Source organism: Chryseobacterium sp. 2TAF14 (assembly GCF_052115105.1).
GTDB lineage: Bacteria > Bacteroidota > Bacteroidia > Flavobacteriales > Weeksellaceae > Chryseobacterium.
This window is the reverse complement of record NZ_JBFRGA010000019.1, coordinates 1-21,888: the sequence shown is the minus strand read 5'-3', so window position 1 is coordinate 21,888 and position 21,888 is coordinate 1. Positions and strand designations below refer to the sequence as shown.

The 21,888-nt window shown below is 35.0% G+C and carries 24 protein-coding genes, 2 tRNA genes and 1 pseudogene; 13 read left to right on the top strand and 14 right to left on the bottom strand.

Going from position 1 to position 21,888, the window contains the following annotated elements; translation table 11 throughout:
- Window positions 1-13 precede the first annotated feature (13 nt).
- Genes AB4Y90_RS04055 through AB4Y90_RS04045 form a run of 3 tightly spaced genes read left to right on the top strand, consistent with a single transcriptional unit; the run spans window position 14 to window position 2,305 of the window.
- Window positions 14-433, top strand: a complete 420-nt coding sequence (locus AB4Y90_RS04055) for a SufE family protein (RefSeq protein ID WP_230634883.1) — start codon at window positions 14-16, stop codon at window positions 431-433.
- Between the two features lie 2 nt (window positions 434-435).
- On the top strand, window positions 436-1,401 hold the full coding sequence (locus AB4Y90_RS04050; RefSeq protein WP_441556131.1) for a glycosyltransferase family 9 protein: 966 nt from the start codon (window positions 436-438) through the stop codon (window positions 1,399-1,401).
- Between the two features lie 4 nt (window positions 1,402-1,405).
- On the top strand, window positions 1,406-2,305 hold the full coding sequence (locus AB4Y90_RS04045) for a glycosyltransferase family 2 protein (protein WP_441556130.1): 900 nt from the start codon (window positions 1,406-1,408) through the stop codon (window positions 2,303-2,305).
- A gap of 42 nt (window positions 2,306-2,347) precedes the next feature.
- On the opposite strand, the gene AB4Y90_RS04040 is transcribed toward AB4Y90_RS04045, so the two are convergent.
- The 3 genes from AB4Y90_RS04040 to AB4Y90_RS04030 form a co-directional block, all read right to left on the bottom strand.
- A tRNA-Val gene (locus tag AB4Y90_RS04040) sits at window positions 2,348-2,422 on the bottom strand.
- 29 nt (window positions 2,423-2,451) lie between these two features.
- Window positions 2,452-2,529, bottom strand: a tRNA-Val gene (locus tag AB4Y90_RS04035).
- 42 nt (window positions 2,530-2,571) lie between these two features.
- Window positions 2,572-3,816, bottom strand: coding sequence for a bifunctional folylpolyglutamate synthase/dihydrofolate synthase (locus AB4Y90_RS04030; protein WP_441556129.1), 1,245 nt, complete (start codon window positions 3,814-3,816; stop codon window positions 2,572-2,574).
- 182 nt (window positions 3,817-3,998) lie between these two features.
- Between AB4Y90_RS04030 and AB4Y90_RS04025 the strand changes: the two genes are divergently transcribed.
- Genes AB4Y90_RS04025 through AB4Y90_RS04005 form a run of 5 tightly spaced genes read left to right on the top strand, consistent with a single transcriptional unit; the run spans window position 3,999 to window position 8,221 of the window.
- Window positions 3,999-5,345 (top strand): TolC family protein, encoded by a 1,347-nt coding sequence (locus AB4Y90_RS04025; RefSeq protein WP_441556128.1) that lies wholly within the window; start codon window positions 3,999-4,001, stop codon window positions 5,343-5,345.
- Window position 5,346: 1 nt separating this feature from the next.
- On the top strand, window positions 5,347-5,937 hold the full coding sequence (locus AB4Y90_RS04020) for a SprT-like domain-containing protein (protein ID WP_441556127.1): 591 nt from the start codon (window positions 5,347-5,349) through the stop codon (window positions 5,935-5,937).
- A gap of 2 nt (window positions 5,938-5,939) precedes the next feature.
- Entirely contained in the window at window positions 5,940-7,019 is a 1,080-nt protein-coding gene (locus AB4Y90_RS04015; protein ID WP_441556125.1) for a mannose-1-phosphate guanylyltransferase, read from the top strand.
- A 31-nt stretch (window positions 7,020-7,050) separates the two neighbouring features.
- Window positions 7,051-7,716 carry a hypothetical protein gene (locus AB4Y90_RS04010; protein WP_441556124.1) on the top strand — a complete coding sequence of 222 codons (666 nt, stop codon included), beginning with the start codon at window positions 7,051-7,053 and terminating at the stop codon, window positions 7,714-7,716.
- Window positions 7,679-8,221 (top strand): GNAT family N-acetyltransferase, encoded by a 543-nt coding sequence (locus tag AB4Y90_RS04005; protein WP_441556123.1) that lies wholly within the window; start codon window positions 7,679-7,681, stop codon window positions 8,219-8,221. The genes AB4Y90_RS04010 and AB4Y90_RS04005 overlap by 38 nt, the downstream gene beginning before the upstream one ends.
- 78 nt (window positions 8,222-8,299) lie before the next feature.
- On the opposite strand, the gene bcp is transcribed toward AB4Y90_RS04005, so the two are convergent.
- The gene (gene bcp, locus AB4Y90_RS04000) at window positions 8,300-8,752 is read right to left on the bottom strand and encodes a thioredoxin-dependent thiol peroxidase (protein ID WP_441556122.1); all 453 of its coding nucleotides are present in this window, start codon (window positions 8,750-8,752) and stop codon (window positions 8,300-8,302) included.
- A gap of 33 nt (window positions 8,753-8,785) precedes the next feature.
- On the opposite strand from bcp, the gene AB4Y90_RS03995 reads away from it, so the two are divergent.
- Window positions 8,786-9,415: an endonuclease III domain-containing protein gene (locus tag AB4Y90_RS03995; RefSeq protein ID WP_441556120.1), complete on the top strand. Its 630-nt coding sequence runs from the start codon at window positions 8,786-8,788 to the stop codon at window positions 9,413-9,415.
- A 90-nt stretch (window positions 9,416-9,505) separates the two neighbouring features.
- Here the strand turns inward: AB4Y90_RS03995 and AB4Y90_RS03990 are convergent, their stop codons facing one another.
- The 3 genes from AB4Y90_RS03990 to AB4Y90_RS03980 all read right to left on the bottom strand — a co-directional run bounded on the left by AB4Y90_RS03990 (window position 9,506) and on the right by AB4Y90_RS03980 (window position 12,430).
- The gene (locus AB4Y90_RS03990) at window positions 9,506-9,952 is read right to left on the bottom strand and encodes a DinB family protein (RefSeq protein WP_441556118.1); all 447 of its coding nucleotides are present in this window, start codon (window positions 9,950-9,952) and stop codon (window positions 9,506-9,508) included.
- Window positions 9,953-10,002: 50 nt separating this feature from the next.
- Entirely contained in the window at window positions 10,003-10,551 is a 549-nt protein-coding gene (locus AB4Y90_RS03985; protein ID WP_441556117.1) for a hypothetical protein, read from the bottom strand.
- An 82-nt stretch (window positions 10,552-10,633) separates the two neighbouring features.
- Window positions 10,634-12,430, bottom strand: coding sequence for a DUF885 domain-containing protein (locus AB4Y90_RS03980; protein ID WP_441556116.1), 1,797 nt, complete (start codon window positions 12,428-12,430; stop codon window positions 10,634-10,636).
- Between the two features lie 236 nt (window positions 12,431-12,666).
- On the opposite strand from AB4Y90_RS03980, the gene AB4Y90_RS03975 reads away from it, so the two are divergent.
- From AB4Y90_RS03975 to AB4Y90_RS03960, 4 genes are all read left to right on the top strand, one after another.
- Entirely contained in the window at window positions 12,667-13,128 is a 462-nt protein-coding gene (locus AB4Y90_RS03975; protein WP_441556115.1) for a hypothetical protein, read from the top strand.
- A gap of 171 nt (window positions 13,129-13,299) precedes the next feature.
- Window positions 13,300-14,004, top strand: coding sequence for a MotA/TolQ/ExbB proton channel family protein (locus AB4Y90_RS03970; RefSeq protein ID WP_441556114.1), 705 nt, complete (start codon window positions 13,300-13,302; stop codon window positions 14,002-14,004).
- 57 nt (window positions 14,005-14,061) lie between these two features.
- Entirely contained in the window at window positions 14,062-14,460 is a 399-nt protein-coding gene (locus AB4Y90_RS03965) for an ExbD/TolR family protein (protein WP_408089545.1), read from the top strand.
- A gap of 34 nt (window positions 14,461-14,494) precedes the next feature.
- Window positions 14,495-15,376: a ferric siderophore ABC transporter substrate-binding protein gene (locus AB4Y90_RS03960; RefSeq protein ID WP_441556113.1), complete on the top strand. Its 882-nt coding sequence runs from the start codon at window positions 14,495-14,497 to the stop codon at window positions 15,374-15,376.
- Between the two features lie 102 nt (window positions 15,377-15,478).
- On the opposite strand, the gene AB4Y90_RS03955 is transcribed toward AB4Y90_RS03960, so the two are convergent.
- The 7 genes and pseudogenes from AB4Y90_RS03955 to AB4Y90_RS03925 all read right to left on the bottom strand — a co-directional run bounded on the left by AB4Y90_RS03955 (window position 15,479) and on the right by AB4Y90_RS03925 (window position 21,717).
- Entirely contained in the window at window positions 15,479-15,865 is a 387-nt protein-coding gene (locus tag AB4Y90_RS03955; protein WP_441556112.1) for a hypothetical protein, read from the bottom strand.
- A 341-nt stretch (window positions 15,866-16,206) separates the two neighbouring features.
- Window positions 16,207-17,367 (bottom strand): annotated as a pseudogene (locus AB4Y90_RS03950) (nucleoside recognition domain-containing protein); the annotation flags it as partial.
- Window positions 17,368-17,541: 174 nt separating this feature from the next.
- Window positions 17,542-18,054 carry a DUF6973 domain-containing protein gene (locus AB4Y90_RS03945; RefSeq protein ID WP_441556111.1) on the bottom strand — a complete coding sequence of 171 codons (513 nt, stop codon included), beginning with the start codon at window positions 18,052-18,054 and terminating at the stop codon, window positions 17,542-17,544.
- A gap of 55 nt (window positions 18,055-18,109) precedes the next feature.
- Complete coding sequence (accD, locus tag AB4Y90_RS03940; protein WP_441556110.1) at window positions 18,110-18,967, bottom strand: acetyl-CoA carboxylase, carboxyltransferase subunit beta; 858 nt, start codon at window positions 18,965-18,967, stop codon at window positions 18,110-18,112.
- A gap of 91 nt (window positions 18,968-19,058) precedes the next feature.
- On the bottom strand, window positions 19,059-20,129 hold the full coding sequence (gene fbaA, locus AB4Y90_RS03935) for a class II fructose-bisphosphate aldolase (RefSeq protein ID WP_441556108.1): 1,071 nt from the start codon (window positions 20,127-20,129) through the stop codon (window positions 19,059-19,061).
- Window positions 20,130-20,201: 72 nt separating this feature from the next.
- Window positions 20,202-21,065, bottom strand: coding sequence for an NAD kinase (locus AB4Y90_RS03930; protein ID WP_441556107.1), 864 nt, complete (start codon window positions 21,063-21,065; stop codon window positions 20,202-20,204).
- A 1-nt stretch (window position 21,066) separates the two neighbouring features.
- Entirely contained in the window at window positions 21,067-21,717 is a 651-nt protein-coding gene (locus AB4Y90_RS03925) for a CBS domain-containing protein (RefSeq protein WP_441556106.1), read from the bottom strand.
- Window positions 21,718-21,888: the final 171 nt, after the last annotated feature.

Sequence of the window (21,888 nt, the reverse complement as noted above, 5' to 3'; positions counted from 1 at the left end):
AGAAAGTATAGAAATGACCATTAAAGAAAATCAGCAGGAAATAATCGACGAATTTGCGTTTCTTGAAGACTGGGAACAGAAATATGAATACATCATAGATTTGGGCAAAGAACTGAAAGGTCTTCCGGATGACAAGAAAACTGATGAAAATTTAATCAAAGGTTGCCAAAGCAAGGTGTGGATCGATGCTGAATTTAAAGATGGAAAACTGTTTTTCAATGCAGATTCTGATGGAATTCTTCCGAAAGGAATCGTTTCTTTGCTTGTAAGTATCTACAGCGGTCATTCTACCCAGGAAATTCTGGATTCTGATTTTGAATTTATTTCTGAAATCGGATTGCAGGAATTTTTATCCCCTTCAAGAGCCAACGGATTGATGGCGATGACCAAGCAAATTAAATTTTATGCAGTCGCATACCAACTGAAATCTTAGTTGTGACCAGAATTTTAGCATACCGTTTTTCCGCTTTTGGTGATGTCGCTATGACGGTGCCTGTTTTTCGTGAGTTTTTAGAGCAAAATCCTGAAGTTCAGATCGTCATGGTTTCACGTAATAATTTTAAGAGCTTATTTGCTGATATTCCGAATGTTATATTCCACGGAATTGATCTTGATGATTATAAAGGTTTTCTGGGAATCAGAAGATTGGGAAAAGAATTATTGAAATTATACAATCCTGATTATATTGCTGATTTACACGATGTTATACGTTCTAAAATTTTAGATAAGCTCTCTATAAGAAAAGGGTTTAACGTTTTTAAAATAGACAAAGGAAAAGAGGAAAAAGAAAATCTTACCAATGTCTGGAATTTAGATAAAAATCAGCTTAAAAAAACGGTAGAGCGGTACGCAGATGTTTTCCGGGATATGGGTTTTAAAGTTGAGCTTTCGCATCAGTTAAGACCAAAATCAAACCAAAAATCGGGAATAGGCTTTGCTCCATTTGCTCAGCATAAAGGAAAAATGCTTCCTTTGGAAAAATCTTTTGAGCTTGTAAAAATTTTAGCAGAAAAGAATACGGTTTATTTTTTCGGAGGTGGGGAAAAGGAAACCGAAACTCTTGAAAGCTGGGAAAGACAAATTCCCAATACCAAAAGTTTAGCAGGAAAACTGAACCTTTCTGAAGAGTTAAACAGGATTTCTCAGCTTGAAGTAATGATTTCGATGGATTCTGCTAATATGCACTTAGCCAGCATTGTAGGAACCCGATGTGTTTCGGTTTGGGGAGCAACTCATCCGTATGCCGGGTTTTTAGGTTTCGGACAAAGCGAGGATGATGTTGTTCAGATTAATGATCTTACCTGCAGACCTTGCTCGGTTTTTGGTGATAAAGAATGTTACCGTGGCGATTGGGCGTGTCTGGAAGAAATCAACGTGCAGCAAATCATTGAAAAAATTTAGCAGAATGAAGATTTCTGTTTGCATTCCGGTTTATAATTTTAATGTAAGAAAATTGGTTTATGATCTTAAAAAAGAAATAGAAAACCATGAAATAGATGCTGAAATCATTCTTATTGATGATGCTTCAAGTGAGAATTTCAGGCAAATCAACAGTGAGCTTCAGGATAGAGTAGATCAGTTTATTTTACTTGAAAAAAACATTGGAAGATCCCGAATCAGGAATTTGTTTTTAGATTTTACACAAGGCGATTATTTGCTTTTTTTGGATTGTGACGGAAAAATTATTTCTCCAAATTTTCTTAAAAACTACATCGATTTTCTAGATAAAAATTCAAATATATCTGTTGTTTATGGTGGAAGAAAGGTTTCAGACTTGCCACCTTCAGAAAAGCATATTTTAAGATGGAAATTTGCTATAGAAAGAGAAAATTTACCTTTAGAAAAAAGAAAAGCAAAACCCTATCTAAGTTTTCAGACCAATAATTTTCTGATTAAAAAAACGGTCTTTGAAAAATTTAAATTTAATGCTAATCTCCATAAATACGGTTATGAAGATTTGATATTTTCAATGGATTTAAAATCGGCAAAAATCGCTGTAATGCATATTGATAACCTGGTGTATAATGACGATGTAGAAGTGGGAAATGTTTATTTGAGGAAAGTTGAAGAATCTGTTGAGAGTCTTTTGCTTATGCTAAACAATAAAAATTTAAGTGCTAAATTATCTGAGATTAAGCTTATGAAAGCTTATGAATCTGCGAATAAAAAAGGATTAAAATTTCCTGTTTTAATTTTGTTTTATTTTTTTGAAAAGTTTTTAAAAAAGAATTTGCTTTCAGTAAATCCCAATCTCAAATATTTAGATTTATATAAGCTTGGATTAATGTTTAGAAAATCAAAATAGTTTTAAACAAAAAAAATCTCCCTTAAAAAAGAGAGATTTCTGTGGGTCCTGAGGGATTCGAACCCCCGACCCTCTGGGTGTAAACCAGATGCTCTGAACCAACTGAGCTAAGAACCCGATATTTTTTAAAAGGTTTCGTTTCCTTTTGGTGGGCGATGAGGGATTCGAACCCCCGACCCTCTGGGTGTAAACCAGATGCTCTGAACCAACTGAGCTAATCGCCCTCTGCAACGTTACCGTTGTTTAGAGTGGTGCAAATATACGACTTATTCGTAAATCTCCAAATTTTTTTCTAAAAAATCTCCGACTACAAAGTTGCTCCCGCCAATAAGAATCATTTCTTCATTTGTACATTCCTGTTTTGCAGAAAGATAAGCTTCCTGTACAGAATCAAAAATTTTATAATTTATTTTTGAATTAATTAATAAATCTTCATAATCTTGAGGATGTCTTCCTCTGTTGATAGACGGTTTAGCGAAATAAAACTTAGAATTTTCAGGGAGTAAACCCATTACATCATCAATTTTCTTGTCATTTACAAATCCTAAAACAATATGTTTACGCTTTTTAATTGAATTTAACTGCTGAAAAACCGATTCTAAACCAGCCTGATTGTGTGCCGTGTCACAAATCGTCAAAGGATTTTGAGAAAATTCAAACCAGCGGCCGATAAATCCGGTATTATGATGAACATTCAGAAGTCCGGTTTCAACAGCTTCATCCGAAATACTGTAATTTAGTTTTCTTAATTCTTCTACAAGCTTTAAAACAACTTTAATATTTTTATTTTGATAATTTCCTTTTAAATCAGATTTTAGCTCAGTTTTTAAAACAGTGGCATCAATAAACGGAGCATTTTCTTTTGTAGCCTTATCTTTAATGATGTTTTTTACCGCTTCATTATCGTCTCCGGAAATAATGGGTGTGTTTTCTTTTATAATTCCCGCCTTTTCAAACGCAATTTCTTCGATCGTATCGCCTAAAATATTCTGATGGTCGAGCTGAACGTTTGTAATAGCCGAAACCAAAGGTTTAATAATATTGGTTGAATCTAATCTTCCGCCCAAACCAACTTCAATAATAGCGAAATCTACTTTCTGCTGTGCAAAATATTCAAACGCCATAATGGTAGTAAACTCAAAAAAAGAAGGGAGAATATCCTCGGGAAGTTTTTTAAGTTTTAAAATAAAATGATAGACAAATTCTTTATCACAGTTTTTACCATTAATTTTGATCCGTTCCGTGAAATCAATAAGATGAGGGGAATTGTATAAACCTATTTTGTAACCGGCTTCCTGAAGAATCGAAGAAAGCATATTGCTGGTAGAGCCTTTTCCGTTGGTTCCGCCAATGTGAATGCATTTTATTTTATCTTGCGGGTTATCAAAAAAAGCGCAGAGTCTTGTGATGTTCCCAAGTCCCGGTTTGTAGGCTTTTTGCCCATCGATCTGATAGTTTGGCGCCTGAACGAAAAGCCATTCTACAGCTTCCTGATATTGTGCGTTTGTCATGATGCAAAATTCTCAAAACTTTCATTAAAATGAAACAATAATTTTCTAAATCTGTAACTTTTTTACAATCTTTACGTCTAATTTCAATAAAGCCAATTTGAAATCATTATTTGCAAAATTTTTATAAAAGAAAAAGCAATAAGAAAAGAATGATTTCATTTGAAAAAAATAAAGATTTCCATATGAAAAAAGTTTTGACAGTTGTTTTGGGATTAGCCTTTGCAGGATTAAACGCTCAGCAGAAATGGTCTTTGCGTGAATGTGTAGACTACGCGGTGAAGCACAATCTTCAGGTGATTCAGAATGAATATTCAAAACAGATTCAGGATTCTAATCTTAAAATAGCCCAGAGAAATTATCTTCCTTCGGTAAATGCAAGCATGGGAAATAATGTAAGCTTCGGGCAGGCTTCTTTGGGAACGACAAGTATCCGAAACGATCAATTCAGTAATTCGGCAAATATTGGAGCGGATATTTTAATTTACAATAATGGAAGGCTTGATAAAACAATCAGAAAATCTCAGTTTGATGTAGAAGCAAGCCAATATGATATTGAAACCATTAAAAATGATATTTCGCTTCAGATTGCTCAGCAATATTTAACGACTTTACTGAACAAGGAAATTGTAAAAATCTCTCAAAGCGCAGTAGATAATGCAAAAAAACAATTTGACAGAGCAAAAATTACCACAGAAGTAGGTACAACAGCTCAAACAATTGTTGCAGAAGCAGAAGCAGCCTGGGCAAGAGAGAAACAAAATTTGAAAACAGCCGAAATCAACGTTGGTAGAAGTTTATTTGCTTTGGCACAATTGCTTCAACTAAAAGAATATAAAGATTTTGATGTAGAAGATGTGGAAGTTGATGATAAATTAACGCCTCAATTGTTTTCTGTAGATGATGTTTTAAACTTGGCTTACGAAAATCAGCCACAGATAAAAGCGGCTGAAAGCAGAATAAAATCTGCAGAAGCTCAGACAGAAATTACCAAAACAGCTTTCTGGCCTACTCTTACTGCGAGCGTAGGGGTCGGAACTTTTTACAGGAACTTATTGAATACAGCTTATTCCGGGTACGACCAATTTGGGAATGCAAGTAAAGAGCCTGGTTTTTTTCAGCAATACAAAGATAACTTTGGTCAACAGGGAGGAGTAAGCTTAAATATTCCTATCTTCAATAAAGGAATTACCAAGCTTCAGGTAGAGCAGTCAAAAATTAACGAGAACATTGCTAAAACCACTTTAGAGCAGCAGAAACAGACGGTAAGACAAAATGTACAGCAAGCTCAGTTTGATGCAGATGCCAATTATGAAGTTTATCTTGCTGCAGTTGAAGCCGAAAAAAGCACAAAACTGGCGATGGAATTTGCCGATAAAAGTTATGCAGCTGGCCGTACTACGATTTATGATTTAAATATTGCCAGAAACAATTACGCAAATGCTCAAGGTTCGGTAGAGCAGGCAAAATATAATTATCTTTTCAGCCTTAAATTATTGAATTTCTATTCCGGAATTCCGCTAACTTTGTAAAATGTCTGTTCAGTCTTTAGAAAAATATTTACCTCAGAATACACTATCTTATTTAAGAAAATGGTTTTCAGACTATTATATTCATATAAAAGTTACAAAAAACCGAAATTCTAAGCTTGGAGATTATCGTAAATTACGGGATAATTCGCATGAAATTACCATCAATTCTACATTAGCTCCGCAGCTTTTCTTTTTTGTGTTAACCCACGAGTTGGCCCATCTTATCGCCTTTGAAAAATTTGGAAGAAGAATTTCTGCGCATGGCAACGAATGGAAACATACTTTCAGGGAAATGCTTTTAGAAAGTATAGAGGTTTATGATGAAGATCTGAAGCCCATTATCATTAAGTTTTCTCGCTCACCGAAAGCCAACTTCATGGCAAGTCCGGATCTTGTAAAATATTTTCATATTGAAAATCAGGATGATGAAGAGATTTTTATAGAAAAACTTACCAAAGGTGAAAATTTCATCTATCGGGAAGAAAAGTATTTGTTGGAARGTCTGATTAAAAAAAACTATCTTTGTATGAATCTGGCTACAGGAAGAAAGTATTCTTTCAAACCTTTGGCAAGAGTGAAAAAATGCAGTTAAATATGTCAAAATCAGATAAATACTGTGTGATTATGGCGGGTGGGATCGGTAGCAGATTCTGGCCTCTGAGCACGCAGAAATTTCCCAAACAATTTCAGGATATTTTAGGAACCGGCCGCACCATGATTCAGCAGACTTATGACAGGATCAGCAAGATTATTCCTAAAGAAAACATATTTGTAATTACCAATAAAGAGTATGTAGTGCTTTCTCATCAGCAATTACCGGAAATTCCGGAAAATAATATCGTGGGCGAACCTCTGATGAAAAATACAGCTGCATGTAATCTTTACATGGCAAACAAAATTGCTGAAATAAATCCTGATGCTACAATGATTGTGCTTCCTGCAGATCATTTGATCCTAAAAGAAGACGTTTTTTTAGAAAAAGTAGAGTTGGCTTTCAGCATTGCTTCTACCCAGGATTATCTGGTAACTTTGGGAATTACGCCAACAAGACCAGATACGGGTTACGGATACATTCAGTTTGTTGATAAAAAAGATTCAGACTATTATAAAGTTAAAACGTTTACTGAAAAGCCTATTCTTGAAATTGCCAAAAGCTTCCTCGAAAGCGGAGATTTCCTTTGGAATGCAGGAATTTTTATCTGGAATGTAAAATCTATTCATAAAGCTTTTGAAATGTTCCTTCCGGATATGACGCAGCAGTTTACGGCTTGCGAATACAATGCAGAAACGGAAGTAAGCTGCATAGAAATCATTTATCCTAAAATCCAGAAAATCTCGATCGACAACGGTATTTTAGAAAAAGCCAAAAATGTGCATGTAATTCCTGCCGATTTGGGCTGGAGCGATCTTGGAACCTGGACTTCGGTTTTTGAAAACAGCGAAAGAGACGAAAATGAAAATGCTGTCAATATCAAAACAGCGCTTACTTACGATTCCACAGGGAATATTATCCACGTAAAAAATAATAAAGCAGTCGTGATAGACGGATTAAAGGATTTTATCGTTGTAGATACAGACAAGGTTCTTTTAATCTGCCCGAGAGAGCACGATCAGCAGATTAAAGATTATGTTTTAGACTTAAAAAGTCTTAAAAAAGGCGAAAAATACATGTAAAATAATCATAATTTCTACTAAAGTTTGGGATATGAAAAATACTAATCGCATCTTTCTTTTTGTTTTTCTTTTTTTGGGAATTTCTATTAATTCTCAGGAGAAGAAAAAATTTTCAAATATTGACGGGGTTTTAGGTAAAATAGTTCCAAACGGGAAAGTAGATTCCTGGGTATTGCTGCACAGTAATTATGGTAAAAACAGAGAAGTAAAAGTCTCAGGAACCAAGCCGGAGTATCTTCCTCAGTTTGCCGGATTTAATTTCAGACCGGGTGAAGAAAGTTTTTATTACATCGCTACTTCAACAGGAGGAAAAATCAGTTACATTACAGATATTCGGGAACTAAAAGATTTTATAGGTAAAACTGACAACGTTGAAGAAGCGGCTATTGCAGCTGTTTTAGACGGCTATCTCATTGACGAGCAGTTTGTAGATGTTGCCGCCAATTATTATGAAGATAAAACCAATTATTATCTTGATTTAGGGAAAGTTACTTCAAAAGAATGTCCGTATCAGAAAACGCATTTCACACTTACTGTAAGCAAAGCTACAGGTACGATTTCAAATGTTGAAAACAACGGGACTTACATGGAAGTTTATACAAAAAACTGTAAAAACAACCCGCGACTTTTAAAATTAGAAAAAAAAGAAGAGCCTAAAGATGATCCCAAAAAACAGCCTGTCAAAAAAAGAAAATAAGCTCTACGAAACAGAGCGGCTTTTAATTCGTCCGATGTCTTTGGAGGATGCTGATCTGATTTTTGAGCTTTACAATATGCCCAATTTCATTAAATATATTGGCAACCGAAATGTCAATTCTCTGTCTGATGCCGAAAACTATATTCGGTCTAAATTTTTACCACAGTTTGAAAAATTAGGCTTCGGAAATTATATGGTTATTTTAAAAGAAGGAAACCAGAAAATTGGCGGAGTAGGTATCTTTGAAAGAGAGGGTTTAGATATTGTAGATATTGGTTTCTCTGTCCTTGAAAAGTTTGAAGGCAAAGGATTGATGTTTGAAGCTGCTCAAAAAGTAAAATCTATCGGGATGGATGAGTTTGGATTAAATAAAATTTCTGCCATCACGACAAAAGATAATCTTTCTTCTCAAAAATTAATTGAAAAATTAGGTTTAAAATTCCAAAAATACGTAACGCTTCCCAATGAAGATGTAGAGTTGATGTATTACGAAACACCTGACTAAACACTAATGTTACGAATGTTTTCACAAATAAACACAAGCTCTTGTGAAATTTGTGAAAACATTTGTGATAAATCGTGTTTAAATTCCCTCCAAAATCTGCGCCGCTGCCATTTTAGAAGTTACCTTTTCAATAACTCTTGTGCAAATTCCTTTTTCATCAAAAATAAAAGTGGTTCTTACGATTCCCATGTAAATTTTTCCGAAAGTTTTTTTCTCCTGCCAAACTCCGAATTTCTCAATAATATCACGGTTTTCATCAGCAATAAGATCATAAGGAAAAGCAAACTTGCTGTGGAAATTTTTCTGCTTTTTTACGGTATCTCCACTGATTCCCAAAAGTTGAAATCCTGCTTTTTCCAACTGAGAATAATTATCGCTCAAATTACAGGCTTCCACAGTACAAGTCGGAGTATTTGCCTGCGGATAAAAGAAAATAACGAGTTTTTTCCCAATTAAATTTTCAGAATTTACACTTTCTCCATCCTGATTTGTTCCTTCAAAATTTGGCAGTTTATCTCCAACTTTCAGCATAATGATTTATTTTTGCTCAAATTTAATGGTTAAATGACAAAAAAGCAAAGAGCTGCACTCGTTCAGTCAGAATTAGAAAAATTATATCCGGAAGTTCCGATTCCGTTGGATCATACCGATCCTTATACTTTGATGGTTGCCGTTGCGYTTTCTGCACAGACGACCGACAAAAAAGTAAATCAGGTTACGCCCGAACTTTTCGCTGTTGCTGGAACGCCTCAGAGAATGGCAAAGCTTGAAGAATATCAAATCAAAGAACTGATCAAAGAGATCGGGCTTTCCAATACAAAAGCCAAAAACCTGAAAAGAATGGCCGAACTTTTACTGGAAAGACACGATGGAGTAGTACCGCAAACGTATGAAGAACTCGAAGCGCTTCCCGGAGTTGGTCACAAAACAGCTTCTGTTGTTATGAGTCAGGGTTTCGGATTTCCCGCTTTTCCTGTCGATACGCACATTCACAGATTAATGACGCAATGGAAACTCACTTCCGGAAAAAACGTGGTAGAAACCGAGAAAGACGCCAAAAACCTCTGGAAAAAAGAAGTATGGAATAAACTTCATCTTCAGATTATTTTCTACGGAAGAGAATATTCTCCGGCAAGAGGAAAAGGTGAAAAAGACTTTATCACCAAAATGCTGTTTGAAGAAAAAGAAAAATAATAACAGCCGCAAAATTCCCCTCCCTTGGAGGGGTGGCGAAAATTCGACAGAATTTTTGACGGGGTGGTTAAAGAAGTTAAAGGCAAAAAATTACTGCAAATCCAGCAACCGTCTATGATAATTCACCTGTCCCAAATGATATCCCAAATGTCCAAACAAATGAATCAGAAAATATTCTGTCGTCATTGTATAGCCTAAAGTTTCAATAGGATATTCTTTTTTCAGATCTTCTTCCGTTAATTTATCGAGTGAAGAATGTACAGCGTCAATTGTTTTTTCAATTTTCTCAATCAACTCTGTTTTTGGAATATTTTTTAATGAAAATTCGAGTTCTCTGTTTCTTACATATCCAGAATCCCCCAAAGTAGCTCCGATAAAATGATTAATATTTCCAACCAGATGAAGCGTTAAATTTCCTCCGGAGTTTAAAATATTTTTATCAATTTTCCAGATGGCATCTTCGTTTTGATAAGATTCTATTTCTTTTTTTAATTGATTTAAATCTCGTGTGAAGAGTGATTTTATACTTTCTTTCATAATTTTAAGATTGTAATTTCTTTATCAAAATTAAATATTTTAGATACATTTTATTTAACAACAGCTTTAAAGTATCCTCTGAAATCTTTTGTAAAATTTTCTACTTTCGTATTGTAATTGATAAAGCCATAAACCGTATCATTTTTCTGAAAATGGGCTTTATTCAGAACTAACTTTTCGTAAACAGGTCTTGTTTTCATAAATTTTATTTCACCATGTAAGGTTTTAGGATCAATGTCTTTGATCAAAAAATTATCATCAAATACTTTAATTAAAACCCCATTTCCGAAAAAACCGTTATTGTTATTAAGTGAAATTTCTAATGTGTCGTTCTTTAAAGCAGAAGAACATTTATAATTATCCATAGGTAAAAATCCTGCAATCTGAACGATATAGGCAGTTCTTGTTTTACTCTCTAATTTCTCCTTTTTATAAAGTTTGAGTTCGGGATATTTTGAAAGCAGCTTGATCGTATCGTTTTGTGGCAGATTTTTGTCAAGGGTAAATTTTTCAAAAATTTGTTCATTTTTCTTCTCTTTTTTACAACTTATAATAGCTAAGCAGGAACTTATGAACAAAATGTATAATGCTTGTTTCATGATTTTGTTTAAACAAACATAAAACAAAAAAGCCACGAAAAATTATTTCATGGCTTCTATTTTTAAATTTAATAAAAAAAAATTACTTCTGATTTTTTGCCCAAAGTTCCATCTTTCTGTTAAGAACATCCAAAGGAAGGCAACCCTGGCTTAAAACTTCATCATGGAATTTCGCTAAGCTGAATTTTTTGCCCAATTCTTTCTGGTATTTTTCTCTCAATTCCCTTATTCTTAATGATCCTATTTTATAACCTAAAGCTTGTCCCGGCATTGCCATATAACGCTCAATTTCTGCAGTTGCGCCGGCTTCATCATAAGCAATATTGCTCAGAAAATACGTGATTGCATCTTCTCTTGTCATTTTTCCTGTGTGAATTCCGGTGTCGACAACTAAACGAACAGCGCGAAGCATCTGATCGCTCAAATATCCCATTTTCTGGTAAGGATCAGTATAAAGCCCAAATTCCGGGCCTAAAGTTTCGCAATAATGCGCCCAACCTTCACCGTAAGCACCGAACCAGCCGAATCTCATAAACTTCGGAAGTTTTGTGTTTTCCTGCTGCAGAGAAACCTGATAATGATGTCCCGGAATTGCTTCATGTAAAAACAAAGACTCCATTCCTGAAGTAACGTTGAATTTTGAAGGATCCGGAAGCGGCATGTAGAAAATTCCCGGTCTTTTTCCGTCGGGAGTTCCCTGTATGTATTCTGCACTTGCGCTTGCTTCCCTGAATTTTTCGGTTTGTCTTATTTCAAACTTCGTTTTCGGCGTTACGCTGAACATGGTTTTCAATTTCGGTGTTATTTTAGCTAAAATTCCGTTAAAACCATTCAGAACTTCTTTTGAGGTTTTATATGGCATCGCTTTCGGATCTGTTTTTACAGAATTTATAAATTCTTCAAGTGTACCATTAAAGCCAACCTGCTGTTTTACTTTTTCCATTTCGCCTCGAAGCATTTCGACCTGTTGTAGACCGATTTTGTTGATTTCTTCAGGTGTTTTATTGGTGGTTGTCCAGCTTTTAGCGTAATATCTATAAATGTCGTCTCCTTTTGGAAGGGTGTTGTAACCGTCTGTTTCTCTGGATTTAGGCAAGTATTCTTTCTCTAAAAATGCACCCATTTTTGTATAGGCAGGAATAATGTCTTTTGTAATGGCTTCCTGATACAATTTGGTGAGTTTTTCTTTCTGTTCTTTGCTGAAGCTTTTTGGGAAATTTTTTACAGGACCATAAAAAATATTCTTTTCAAAATCCGGGGTTGTGATTTCTTCGGCTTTCATCTGAGGAATCATTTTCACAACCAGTTTTTTGGGAAGAACAATTTTATTATTGATTCCTTCACGGAAATTTTCGGTTGCGGCATTCATCCATTCCGGAAATTTTTCCATTCTTTTTAGCCAGTCTTCATAATCTTTTTCTGTGTTGAAAGGCTGGCTTCCCTGTCCGCTTCCATACAACGGGAAATTCAGCGGAAGCCCGCCAAACTGCGTAAATGGAATATATTCAGGATGATAAGAGTAAGCTTCAATTTTATCTTTTAAAGTATAATCCAGAACATCATAAACCACTTTGTCTTCATCTGAAAGGCTTTTGTAATCTACATTTTCAAGCTGTTTCTGGATAGAATTATAAAAAGAAATTTCACCCAGAATAAAATCTTTGTCAATATTGATGGGAAGCTGATCGTTGTATCTTAAATCACCTTGCGAAGTTGCTTCTAAAGGATAAAGCTTAAGATATTGCTCATAATAATTTGAAGCGATAGAATCTATATTGGTTGGGGTAACTTTCGTTAACGGTGAATCTGATTTTTTGCATGACGAAAGACTCAAAGCCAAACCAAGCCCGATCAGGGATTTAAATAAAATATTTTTCATAGATAATCTTTACCTTTTATTTGTAAGATGAAATATAATTGTTGTTACAAAATTTTATTCCGGCAATTTCTGTAACGGAATAATTAACAAAAATAACCAATATTGTAAATCAAATTTGTTTTAAACATAGATTTTAATAAAAATAATTTTCAAAACATTTTTCAGATTCAGACAATTTTTTATCTTTGCCTAAAGCATTTAACAATCATAGTATTACAGCTCTTTTTTAAGAAATAATGAAAGGGATTTTAAAAATTTACCATCCGGACGAAACACTAAAATACAATATAAGAAGCACTTATTGCAAGGCTGTTTATAGTAATCAAAAACATTTTCTGGAAGTAGAGGTCATTACCGATGACGGTTTAGATCATGTAGACGACGATTCTCTGCAGTACAATTTTCCTCAGCTTTCACTGGAGGTGATCGAGTTTCCGATCGATTCTTCAGAAATTGAAGGAAAAACATTCGAAATCAATGATACAGATGATGAGGTTTATACCGAAGTCAATCTGTTTGATGATGAAGACGCCTTCATTTACGATAACGAACTTTGCTTTGAGAAAAACGAAGAAAATGAGCTTCAGGTTGTATGGAAAGGCACAATTGACGATTTCTACACCGGTTCAGATACACCGATTCCTTTCAGGTTGAAATGCGAATTTAAACAAGACGAGATAGAGGTAGACGAAGACTGATCTTTGCCCCGAATATAAACTCAGATTTCTTTTCAATACTCTTTTGGAAAGAAATTTGCTTTTTTAAGACATTATTTAGCTTTGAAATACATTTTTTAAGCTTATTTTAAGATAAGGATTCATAATATTCCATTATTTTTGTCGTTTAAAACCATTATAAATAAACAATTAATGCTGTTAACGGAACTTACTCAGATTTTATTTGCACAGGTTACTGTACCTGCTGTAGCTGCAGAAGATTTAGAATTTTCATTTTGGAAAATCATGTTCCACGGAGGAGCTTTCGCTAAGATAGTGATGGTTACCGTGTTGGCTCTTGGTGTATTTTCCGTATATCTTTTCTTTGAGCGTTTTTTCTTTATTAAAAGATTAACTTCAAAAACAGATTCTAATTTTATGGATAATATCGAAGATTTTATAAGAGAAGGAAAAATAGAGTCGGCTACAGATTATTGTAAAAGACAAAATTCGCCTGAAGGAAGAATCTTAGAAAAAGGAATTTCAAGGTTGGGGCGTCCGGTTTCAGACATTGTTAGCGCAATGGAAGCCCAGGCTCAGGTAGAAGTTGCCAATATGGAAAAAAACTTAAACCTCTTGGCTGTTGTACCGAGTATTGCACCTATGTTGGGATTATTGGGAACGGTTATCGGGATGATTATTGCTTTCTTTAATCTTTCTCATGCAAGCGGATCTTTCTCTCCTAAAACATTGTCTGAAGGTATTTATACAGCTTTGGGACAAACGGCAGTCGGTCTTGCGGTGGCAATTCCGGCAAACTTTTTCTACAATATTTTATTAACGAGAATTGATAAATTTGTATTGAGAACCCAGAATATGTCTGGAGAATTTTTAGATCTTATCAATAAACCTTTATAATTTTTTCTTATGAAACCGAAAGGTTCCATCTGACAAATAAAAAATCAGAATAAACAGATGAAAATTCAGAGAAGAAATAAAGCAAACCCGGAATTCAGTTTGGCAGCGATGACAGACGTTATCTTGCTGATGCTGATATTCTTTATGATCACATCATCGGCTGCAAACCAAAGCGCGATTGATGTAAAATTACCAAAAGCAGGAGCGGTGGATGACAACATCCCGAATCCTTTAACGGTAAGCATAAAGCCGGATGGATCGTATTTTGTAGATGATAACCCGGTAAACAGAGGTGAGCTTGAACAGGTGATCGTGAATAAGCTGACCAACCAGACCAACAAATCATTTACCATCAGAGCAGACGAAAATACCATGCATAAAGATGTGGTATTTGTTATGGAAATTGCCGAAAAAAATAAATTGAATATCGCCATTGCAACGGTTAAAGATAAATAGTAGTTCCGAAAATACCGGAAAAAATCATTTTAAAATGAGAAGCTATATTGTAAACAAAGACGAGGAAAACAGAGACAGGGTAAAAAGCGCAGTGCTTTCGATCCTGATTTGGTCTGCAATCCTGTTGTTTGTTTTTTTATATAAATTAAAACCGGAGATCGAAACTCAATCAGAAGTTGTCACAACAATGCTGGTGAATTTCGGAGACAACAGAAACGGGAATGGCGAAGAAGAGCCTGCTGATCAGCCGGGAAGTCTGGCTGCAGCAACCGAAGATAATCCTGATCCTGCAGAAACAGCAGTTCCTGAAACAAAAACAGTGATAAAACCTGATCCGCAACCCGAAACCAAAAAGTCGGAAGCAAAAGAAAAAATTATTACAGGAAATAATGCTAAAGTTTCTGTTCCTAAAAAAGAAGATTCTAAAAAATCAAATAAATCTACGGCTGCAAGTACAAATACAACGAAAAATACTAAAAAATCGGGAGCAACAACTGCCAATTCCAGAACCGGCAACGGGGACGGAAAAGGGAATGCCGCAATCGGAAATCTGATCAGAGGTCGTGGTACAAAAGCAGGAAGTCAGGGAACAGGAAGCGGTATCGGAAATAACGGCGATCCTTTAGGCGGTGACGGAAACGGCGACAGTAAAGTAGGAATAGACAGACGACTGATCGGTTATATTCCCGGAACGATGGGAAGAGGTGGAGCGCAGCCAAGCCATAATTGCTCAGCAAGCGGATCGATTACCATTTCTTACACCGTAGATAAAGCCGGAAATGTTTCTTCTGCAAGAAGATCGGGCGGCGTTTCAGATCCTTGTGTGGTTTCTACTTCTGTAGGTTGGGTTAAAAAGTACGTAAAGGCAGAAAAAGCCAGTGTATCATCCACCGGAACTTACAATATTACATTCTAAAAATACAAAAGCACTTTACTCAAGTGCTTTTTTTTTATGTAAAGTTTATTGTTTTTATTTTGTAATATAATCGCCGGACTTTTTAGTTCGTGTTTGTTGGAATTACTTTTTGGCGATTTCGTTAATTCTGTTGATAATTGGGAGTGCAAAAATTCCGCTGGTTTGTAAATAGAGTTCGTAGAATGTTTTTGCTTTGTCTAAAAAGTCATTATTGTTCAGTACTTTTCCATTATAATAGAAAAGATTTCCCAGCATTTCGTAGTAATCTTTGTGATCTCTTTCCTGTCTTTCGTTAACGATTTCGACGATCTCTTCTTTTGATTTTCCAGAAAGCACCTGAAAATCAAATTTAAAAATGTCTTTCATTAAAGAGTCAAAATCGAGTTCTTTTTGCATTAAACTTTCTTCAGGTTTATCTAAAATCAGTTTTTCTAATGCTTGAGTTAACTGACGTATTAATCGTAGTGTGAATTCTTTATCGGTAATCATTTTTGATGTTTAAAGTTTAGGGTTTTATGTTTAAAGTTTCAAATCACTGGAACTATTTATTAATGAGTTTGAAGAGAATTATAATATTTCATATGTTCAAGAGGGTTATAAAATACTTTTAGACCTAAAGAATTAAAAAAAATCTCAAGATTTTCCATATTTGCTATAATAATCCATTGGATTAACGCTTGCGAAAGCAATAACTTTATCATATTTAAAATCGATATAATCTTTTAAATTTTGTTTTCCAGTAGTTTTGTTTTCTACAACAATTTTATCCTTATCATTTTTACAATTGATAAGAAATAAACATAAAATCAGTAAAATGTAAAATCTAAACATTAAGCAAAAAACAAATATGCCAATACAATTGAAGTAATAATCCCGACCAAATCTGCCAAAAGCATGGCAATTACAGTGTATCTCGTGTTCTTTACGGCTACTGCTCCAAAATAAACGGCGATCACGTAAAACGTCGTATCTGAGCTTCCCTGAAGAACCGCTGCCAATTTCCCCTGAAAACTGTCTGCTCCGAAAGTTGCCATCGTATCAACCATCATTCCTCTTGCTCCGGAACCGGATAATGGCTTGATTAAAGCTGTCGGAAGTCCGTCAACAAATCTTGCATCTAAGTTTGCAGAATAAGCGACCCATTTCATACCGTCAATAATTACATCAAAAACTCCCGAAGTTCTTAATAGAGAAATCGCAATGAGCATTCCTACCAGATAAGGAATAATCTTTACGCAAGTCCAGAAACCTTCTTTTGCACCTTCAATAAATGCATCAAAAACATTAATTTTTTTGTAAACAGCGCCAAGTACAATCGCAATGAAAATAAATAAAATCAAACCGTTGCTTAAAACTTTACTGAAATCATCAAGCTCATTCTTGCTCAATTGAACTAAGTAAACAACCAAAAGCGCAATTAACGCAGAAATTCCGCCAATATAGGCAAGAACAACAGGTTTTAACAGATTTATTTTTTGATATAAAGAGACGAAAATCATTGCTGCTAAAGTTGCCGCGAATGTTGCAATCATGCAGGGAAGAAAAATATCAGTCGGTGTTTTTGATCCCATTGAAGCTCTGATTGCAATAATAGAAACAGGAATCAGCGTCATTCCTCCTGCGTGAAGACAGAGAAACATAATTTGTGAATTGCTCGCTGTATCTTTATTCGGATTTAAAGTCTGTAAGCTTTCCATTGCTTTTAAACCAAAAGGAGTTGCGGCATTATCCAAACCTAAAAGATTGGCGCTGAAATTCATCAGCATATGCCCGAAAGCAGGATGATTTTTTGGAATTTCAGGAAATAATTTTGAGAAAAAAGGCTGAATTAAACGGCTTAAAAGATTAATTCCGCCTGCTTTTTCGGCAATACTCATGAAGCCCATGAAAAGCGTCATAATTCCGATTAAACCGAGACAGATTTTAACAGCAGTTTCAGAAGTTCCAATCACTCCATCTGCTTCCTGAACTCTGTAAACATTTACATTTTGTTTCAGAGAATCTGTTTTATAATGAATCCTGCTGTCTGCAAAATCATTTTTTTTCATCAGACTGTCTCTTACAATTGGGGAAAGCGCATTGATTTTTTGGGTAGCAATTTGTACGGTATCACCACCTTTTCCACTTTATAGCTATTAAAGCTTAAAAATATTTAAGTGTTTGATTTACTTTTCATCCAAATAAACCAGTTCGCCTTCAAAATTATCATCCAAACTTTTCAGAACTTTTGCGTTGGCTGTTTTTTTCTTTAATTCATCTATAAAAAAGCTTTTTTCGAAAAACTGGCGATGAATTCCCGGAAGAAGCTCCATGAAATAATCCATTCCGACTTTATTGTTGTGGAGATCCATTTTGTTTTCCAGAGGCTCATTAGGAAACAATTCTTCGTGTAGGTCTGTAATTTTTTTGCAGAAATCTAATGCTTTTTGAGGCGAAGAAACTTTGCTGCAGTACATCATAATAAGACAACACCAGAGTGAATGCCTGAAAGCGTTTCCTTCGCCGTTTTTGGATGCTGTTTCAGGGTAAAGTTTTTGTGCGATAGAAAATGCTTTAACGGTTGCGTAAAAACTTAAAATCGAAAAAAGAGGATGCGGTAAAACAGCAGTTAAAAGCCTAAAGATTTTCTTTAAGCTCATTGATTTAATGGTATTTAAAACAACTTTAAATGTCCTCATAAAATAAAAATCTCTCCCGAATTGAGAGAGATGATATGTTTTTTTAGTTTAAATTCTAAGCTTTTACAGCTAAAAGATTGATTGTTTTGGCAACAACTTCTTTTATTTCTGTTCTTTTCACAATAAAATCTACAAAACCTTTATCCTGTAAAAATTCTGAGGTCTGGAACCCTTCAGGTAAATCTCTACCAATGGTTTCGCGGATAACTCTTGGTCCTGCAAACCCGATCAAAGCCTTTGGCTCTGCCATGATAATATCGGCAGTCATTGCAAAAGAAGCGGTAATTCCACCGAAAGTTGGGTCGCAAAGATAAGCGATGTATAAAAGTCCTGCTTCTGAAAGCTGAGCCAATTTAGCCTGTACTTTTGCCAACTGCATCAGAGAATAGGTTGCTTCCTGCATTCTTGCTCCACCAGATTGGCAAATAATCATGTACGGAAGTCTTTTTTCGATACAGTAATCAATTGCTCTTCTGATTTTTTCACCCATTACAGAACCCAAAGATCCTCCAATAAAGGCAAAATCCATACAAGAAACTACCATTTCGGTTCCGTTTACGGTTCCTACAGCATTTCTGATAGAATCAGTCAATTTCGTTTTTGCTTTTACTTCTTTCAGACGGTCGGTGTATGACTTGGTGTCTTTAAAATTAAGAATATCAATGCTTTCCACATTTGCATCCAGCTCAGTGAATTTTCCTTCGTCAAAAAGGATGTCAAAAAACTCTGCACTTCCGATTCTTACATGAAATCCGTCTTCAGGAGAAACATAATTGTTTTTCTTAAGCTCATCGTGCTCTACTACTTTTCCTGACGGAGTCTGATGCCAAAGACCCTTTGGTACGTCTCTCTTATCATCCGTAGAAGTCGTGATATTTTGTGCTTTTCTTTTAAACCAATTTTCGAATGCCATAACTATATAATTGATGAAAGATAAATGATAAATGATGAAAAAACTGTTTAATTGAAATCAATTATCATTCATCATTTATCATTAATAATTTTTATTTAAGCGTGTTTACGTTATTTAAATCTTCAAACGCCTGAACCAATCTTTTAGAGAAAGTTTCTTCACCTTTTCTGATCCAGACTCTTGGGTCGTAGTATTTTTTGTTAGGCTTTTCTTCTCCTTCAGGATTTCCGATCTGAGTTTTCAGATATTCTACATTGTCGATCATGTAATCTCTGATTCCTTCTGTGTAAGCAAACTGAAGATCGGTATCAATATTCATCTTAATTACTCCGTAGTCAATAGCTTCTCTGATCTCTTCTAAAGTAGAACCTGAACCACCGTGGAATACAAAATTAATCGGCTTCTCTGCAGTTCCGAATTTTTCCTGAACGAATTTCTGAGAATTATCTAAGATTTTTGGAGTAAGAACTACATTTCCTGGCTTATAAACTCCGTGTACATTTCCGAATGCGGCTGCAATGGTAAAGTTGTCTGAGATCGCCTTAAGTTTTTCGTAAGTATAAGCTACGTCTTCCGGTTGAGTGTATAATAAAGAGTTATCTACACCAGAATTGTCTACTCCGTCTTCTTCACCTCCTGTAACCCCGATTTCAACTTCAAGAGTCATCTTCATTTTTGCCATTCTTTCGAAATATTTTGCAGAAGTTTCTAAGTTTTCTTCTAAAGATTCTTCAGAAAGATCAAGCATATGAGAAGAGTAAAGAGATTTTCCTGTCTGCTTGAAGAACTCTTCGTTAGCATCCATCAAACCGTCTATCCAAGGCAACAATTTTTTTGCAGCGTGGTCTGTATGTAAAATTACTGTAGCTCCGTAAGCTTCAGCAAGGGTATGAATATGTTTAGCTCCTGCGATACCACCTAAAATAGCTGATTTCTGAGCGTCATTGCTCAATCCTTTTCCGGCGTTGAAAGCTGCTCCACCGTTAGAAAACTGAATGATGACAGGTGAATTTAATTTTGCTGCAGTTTCCATTACCGCATTTACGGTGCTTGATCCTACAACGTTTACTGCAGGTAATGCAAATTTGTTTTCTTTTGCGTATTGGAAAATATCTGTAACTAACTGTCCTGTGGCAACTCCTGCCGGGAAAATTCTGCTCATGTTTTACTTTTTATAAAATATTAAGGTGTCTTTTTAAAAATTCTTGTAAAGGTAATCAATTTTAAGAAATTTCTAATTTCTTTTATCTCGTCCCCAAAGTAGCTTCTGACGGATCGTTTCGTAGAAACTTAAATTGTTTGGCTGCACCAGCAAAAGCTGGAAGCTCGCCTTTTTGATGACAATTTCCTGATCGGTTTCAATGTGGATTAATCTTGAATCTAATGAAAGAGAATATTGCGGAACCCTGCTTTCTACTTTAAATTTAATTTCAACTTTATCATTTACAACCAGAGGTCTTACATTCAGATTATGAGGAGCAATCGGTGTAATGACAAAATTTTCGTTGTTCGGAGAAATGATCGGTCCGCCACAACTTAATGAATACGCTGTAGAACCTGTCGGCGTAGAAACGATAACACCGTCACCCCAAAAAACATTCAGAAATTCGTCATTAATATAAGAATCTACCGTCACCATTGAGGTGGTTTCTTTTCGCGAAACCGTTACATCATTTAAAGCATACGGGAAAAAATCAGATTTCGGTGAAACCACTTCAATCACAGATCTTCGGCTGGTTTTTACATCACCTTTTAAAATAGAATCGAGTTCCTTAAAAGCTTCTTCTTTGGTGAAGCTTGCCAGAAAACCAAGTCTTCCGGTGTTTACTCCTACAACAGGGATTTCCAGGTCTTCAATGAACGTTAAAGAATTTACTATCGTTCCGTCGCCTCCGAAAGTGAAGAAAAGATCGACTTCTTTGTCAATAAGATCTTGCTTGCTGCTAAAAGTTTCAAAAATTTTAGAAAATTGCAGCGCTTCAGCCATTTCATCAAACAAAACAGATTTTACACCTCTGTTTTCCAGTTCAGAAATAAATTTGCTTAAATATAAAAAAGTATCAAGATCTTTTTTCTGAGAATATATGGCTGCCTTCATATTATATTTCGATAAATTTTTGTAAAAAACCCAAACGGTCTTTGAAAAGATCTGTTTTTTCGTCAGAGTAATATTTTTCTACAATTCTGTAATCATAACGGTCAAAAGTGGCATCAATAGAAGACAGATTTTCGTTACTTATTTTGATGGTAACGTGAATGACTTCATCAGACATGAAGCTTATAAAACCGCCGTAAAATTTAGAATTGCTGCTCTCTACGATATTTGCAATCTCTGTCATTGAATATTTTCTCGCCGGAGTTTCTATGGTAAGAATTGCGCCGGTTTCCGAAAACAGAGGGTATTTTGAAAAGGTCTGAAAAACATCGTCACAGCAAATGTACCCGAGATATTTTTCGTTTTTGTTGATCACAGGAATCACGTTGGCATTGAATGTATAAAACAGTCGGATGCTGTCCATAATATTATTGTCTTCCAAAATTGCAAAGCGCTCGATCTGGTGTTCCAGATTTTTCAAAGGTCCTTCATCTTCATAAAGGAAGTCTTTGGCAATGGCTCCGTAAAAATGGTGAGATTTTTTAATAAAAATATGCGTATATCCAAATGCTTCTAGGGTTTCTCTAGCCGATTCGATAGAGTCAGTCAGATGAAAACACGGAAAATCTTTTGAGATATAGTCCTTGATAAACATTGTGCTAATTTATAAAATTTTAAACGAAAACTTTCTCTAAAAGTTAAGTTATTTTTCAAAAAAGTAAAAAAACGGGGTCTAAAATTTGTTTGTAAAGAAAAAAAAAGTATCTTTGTCGCCTTTCATTTTTACTTTTTATTAGATTTATTTCAAACTGCACTGTCTTTCGAC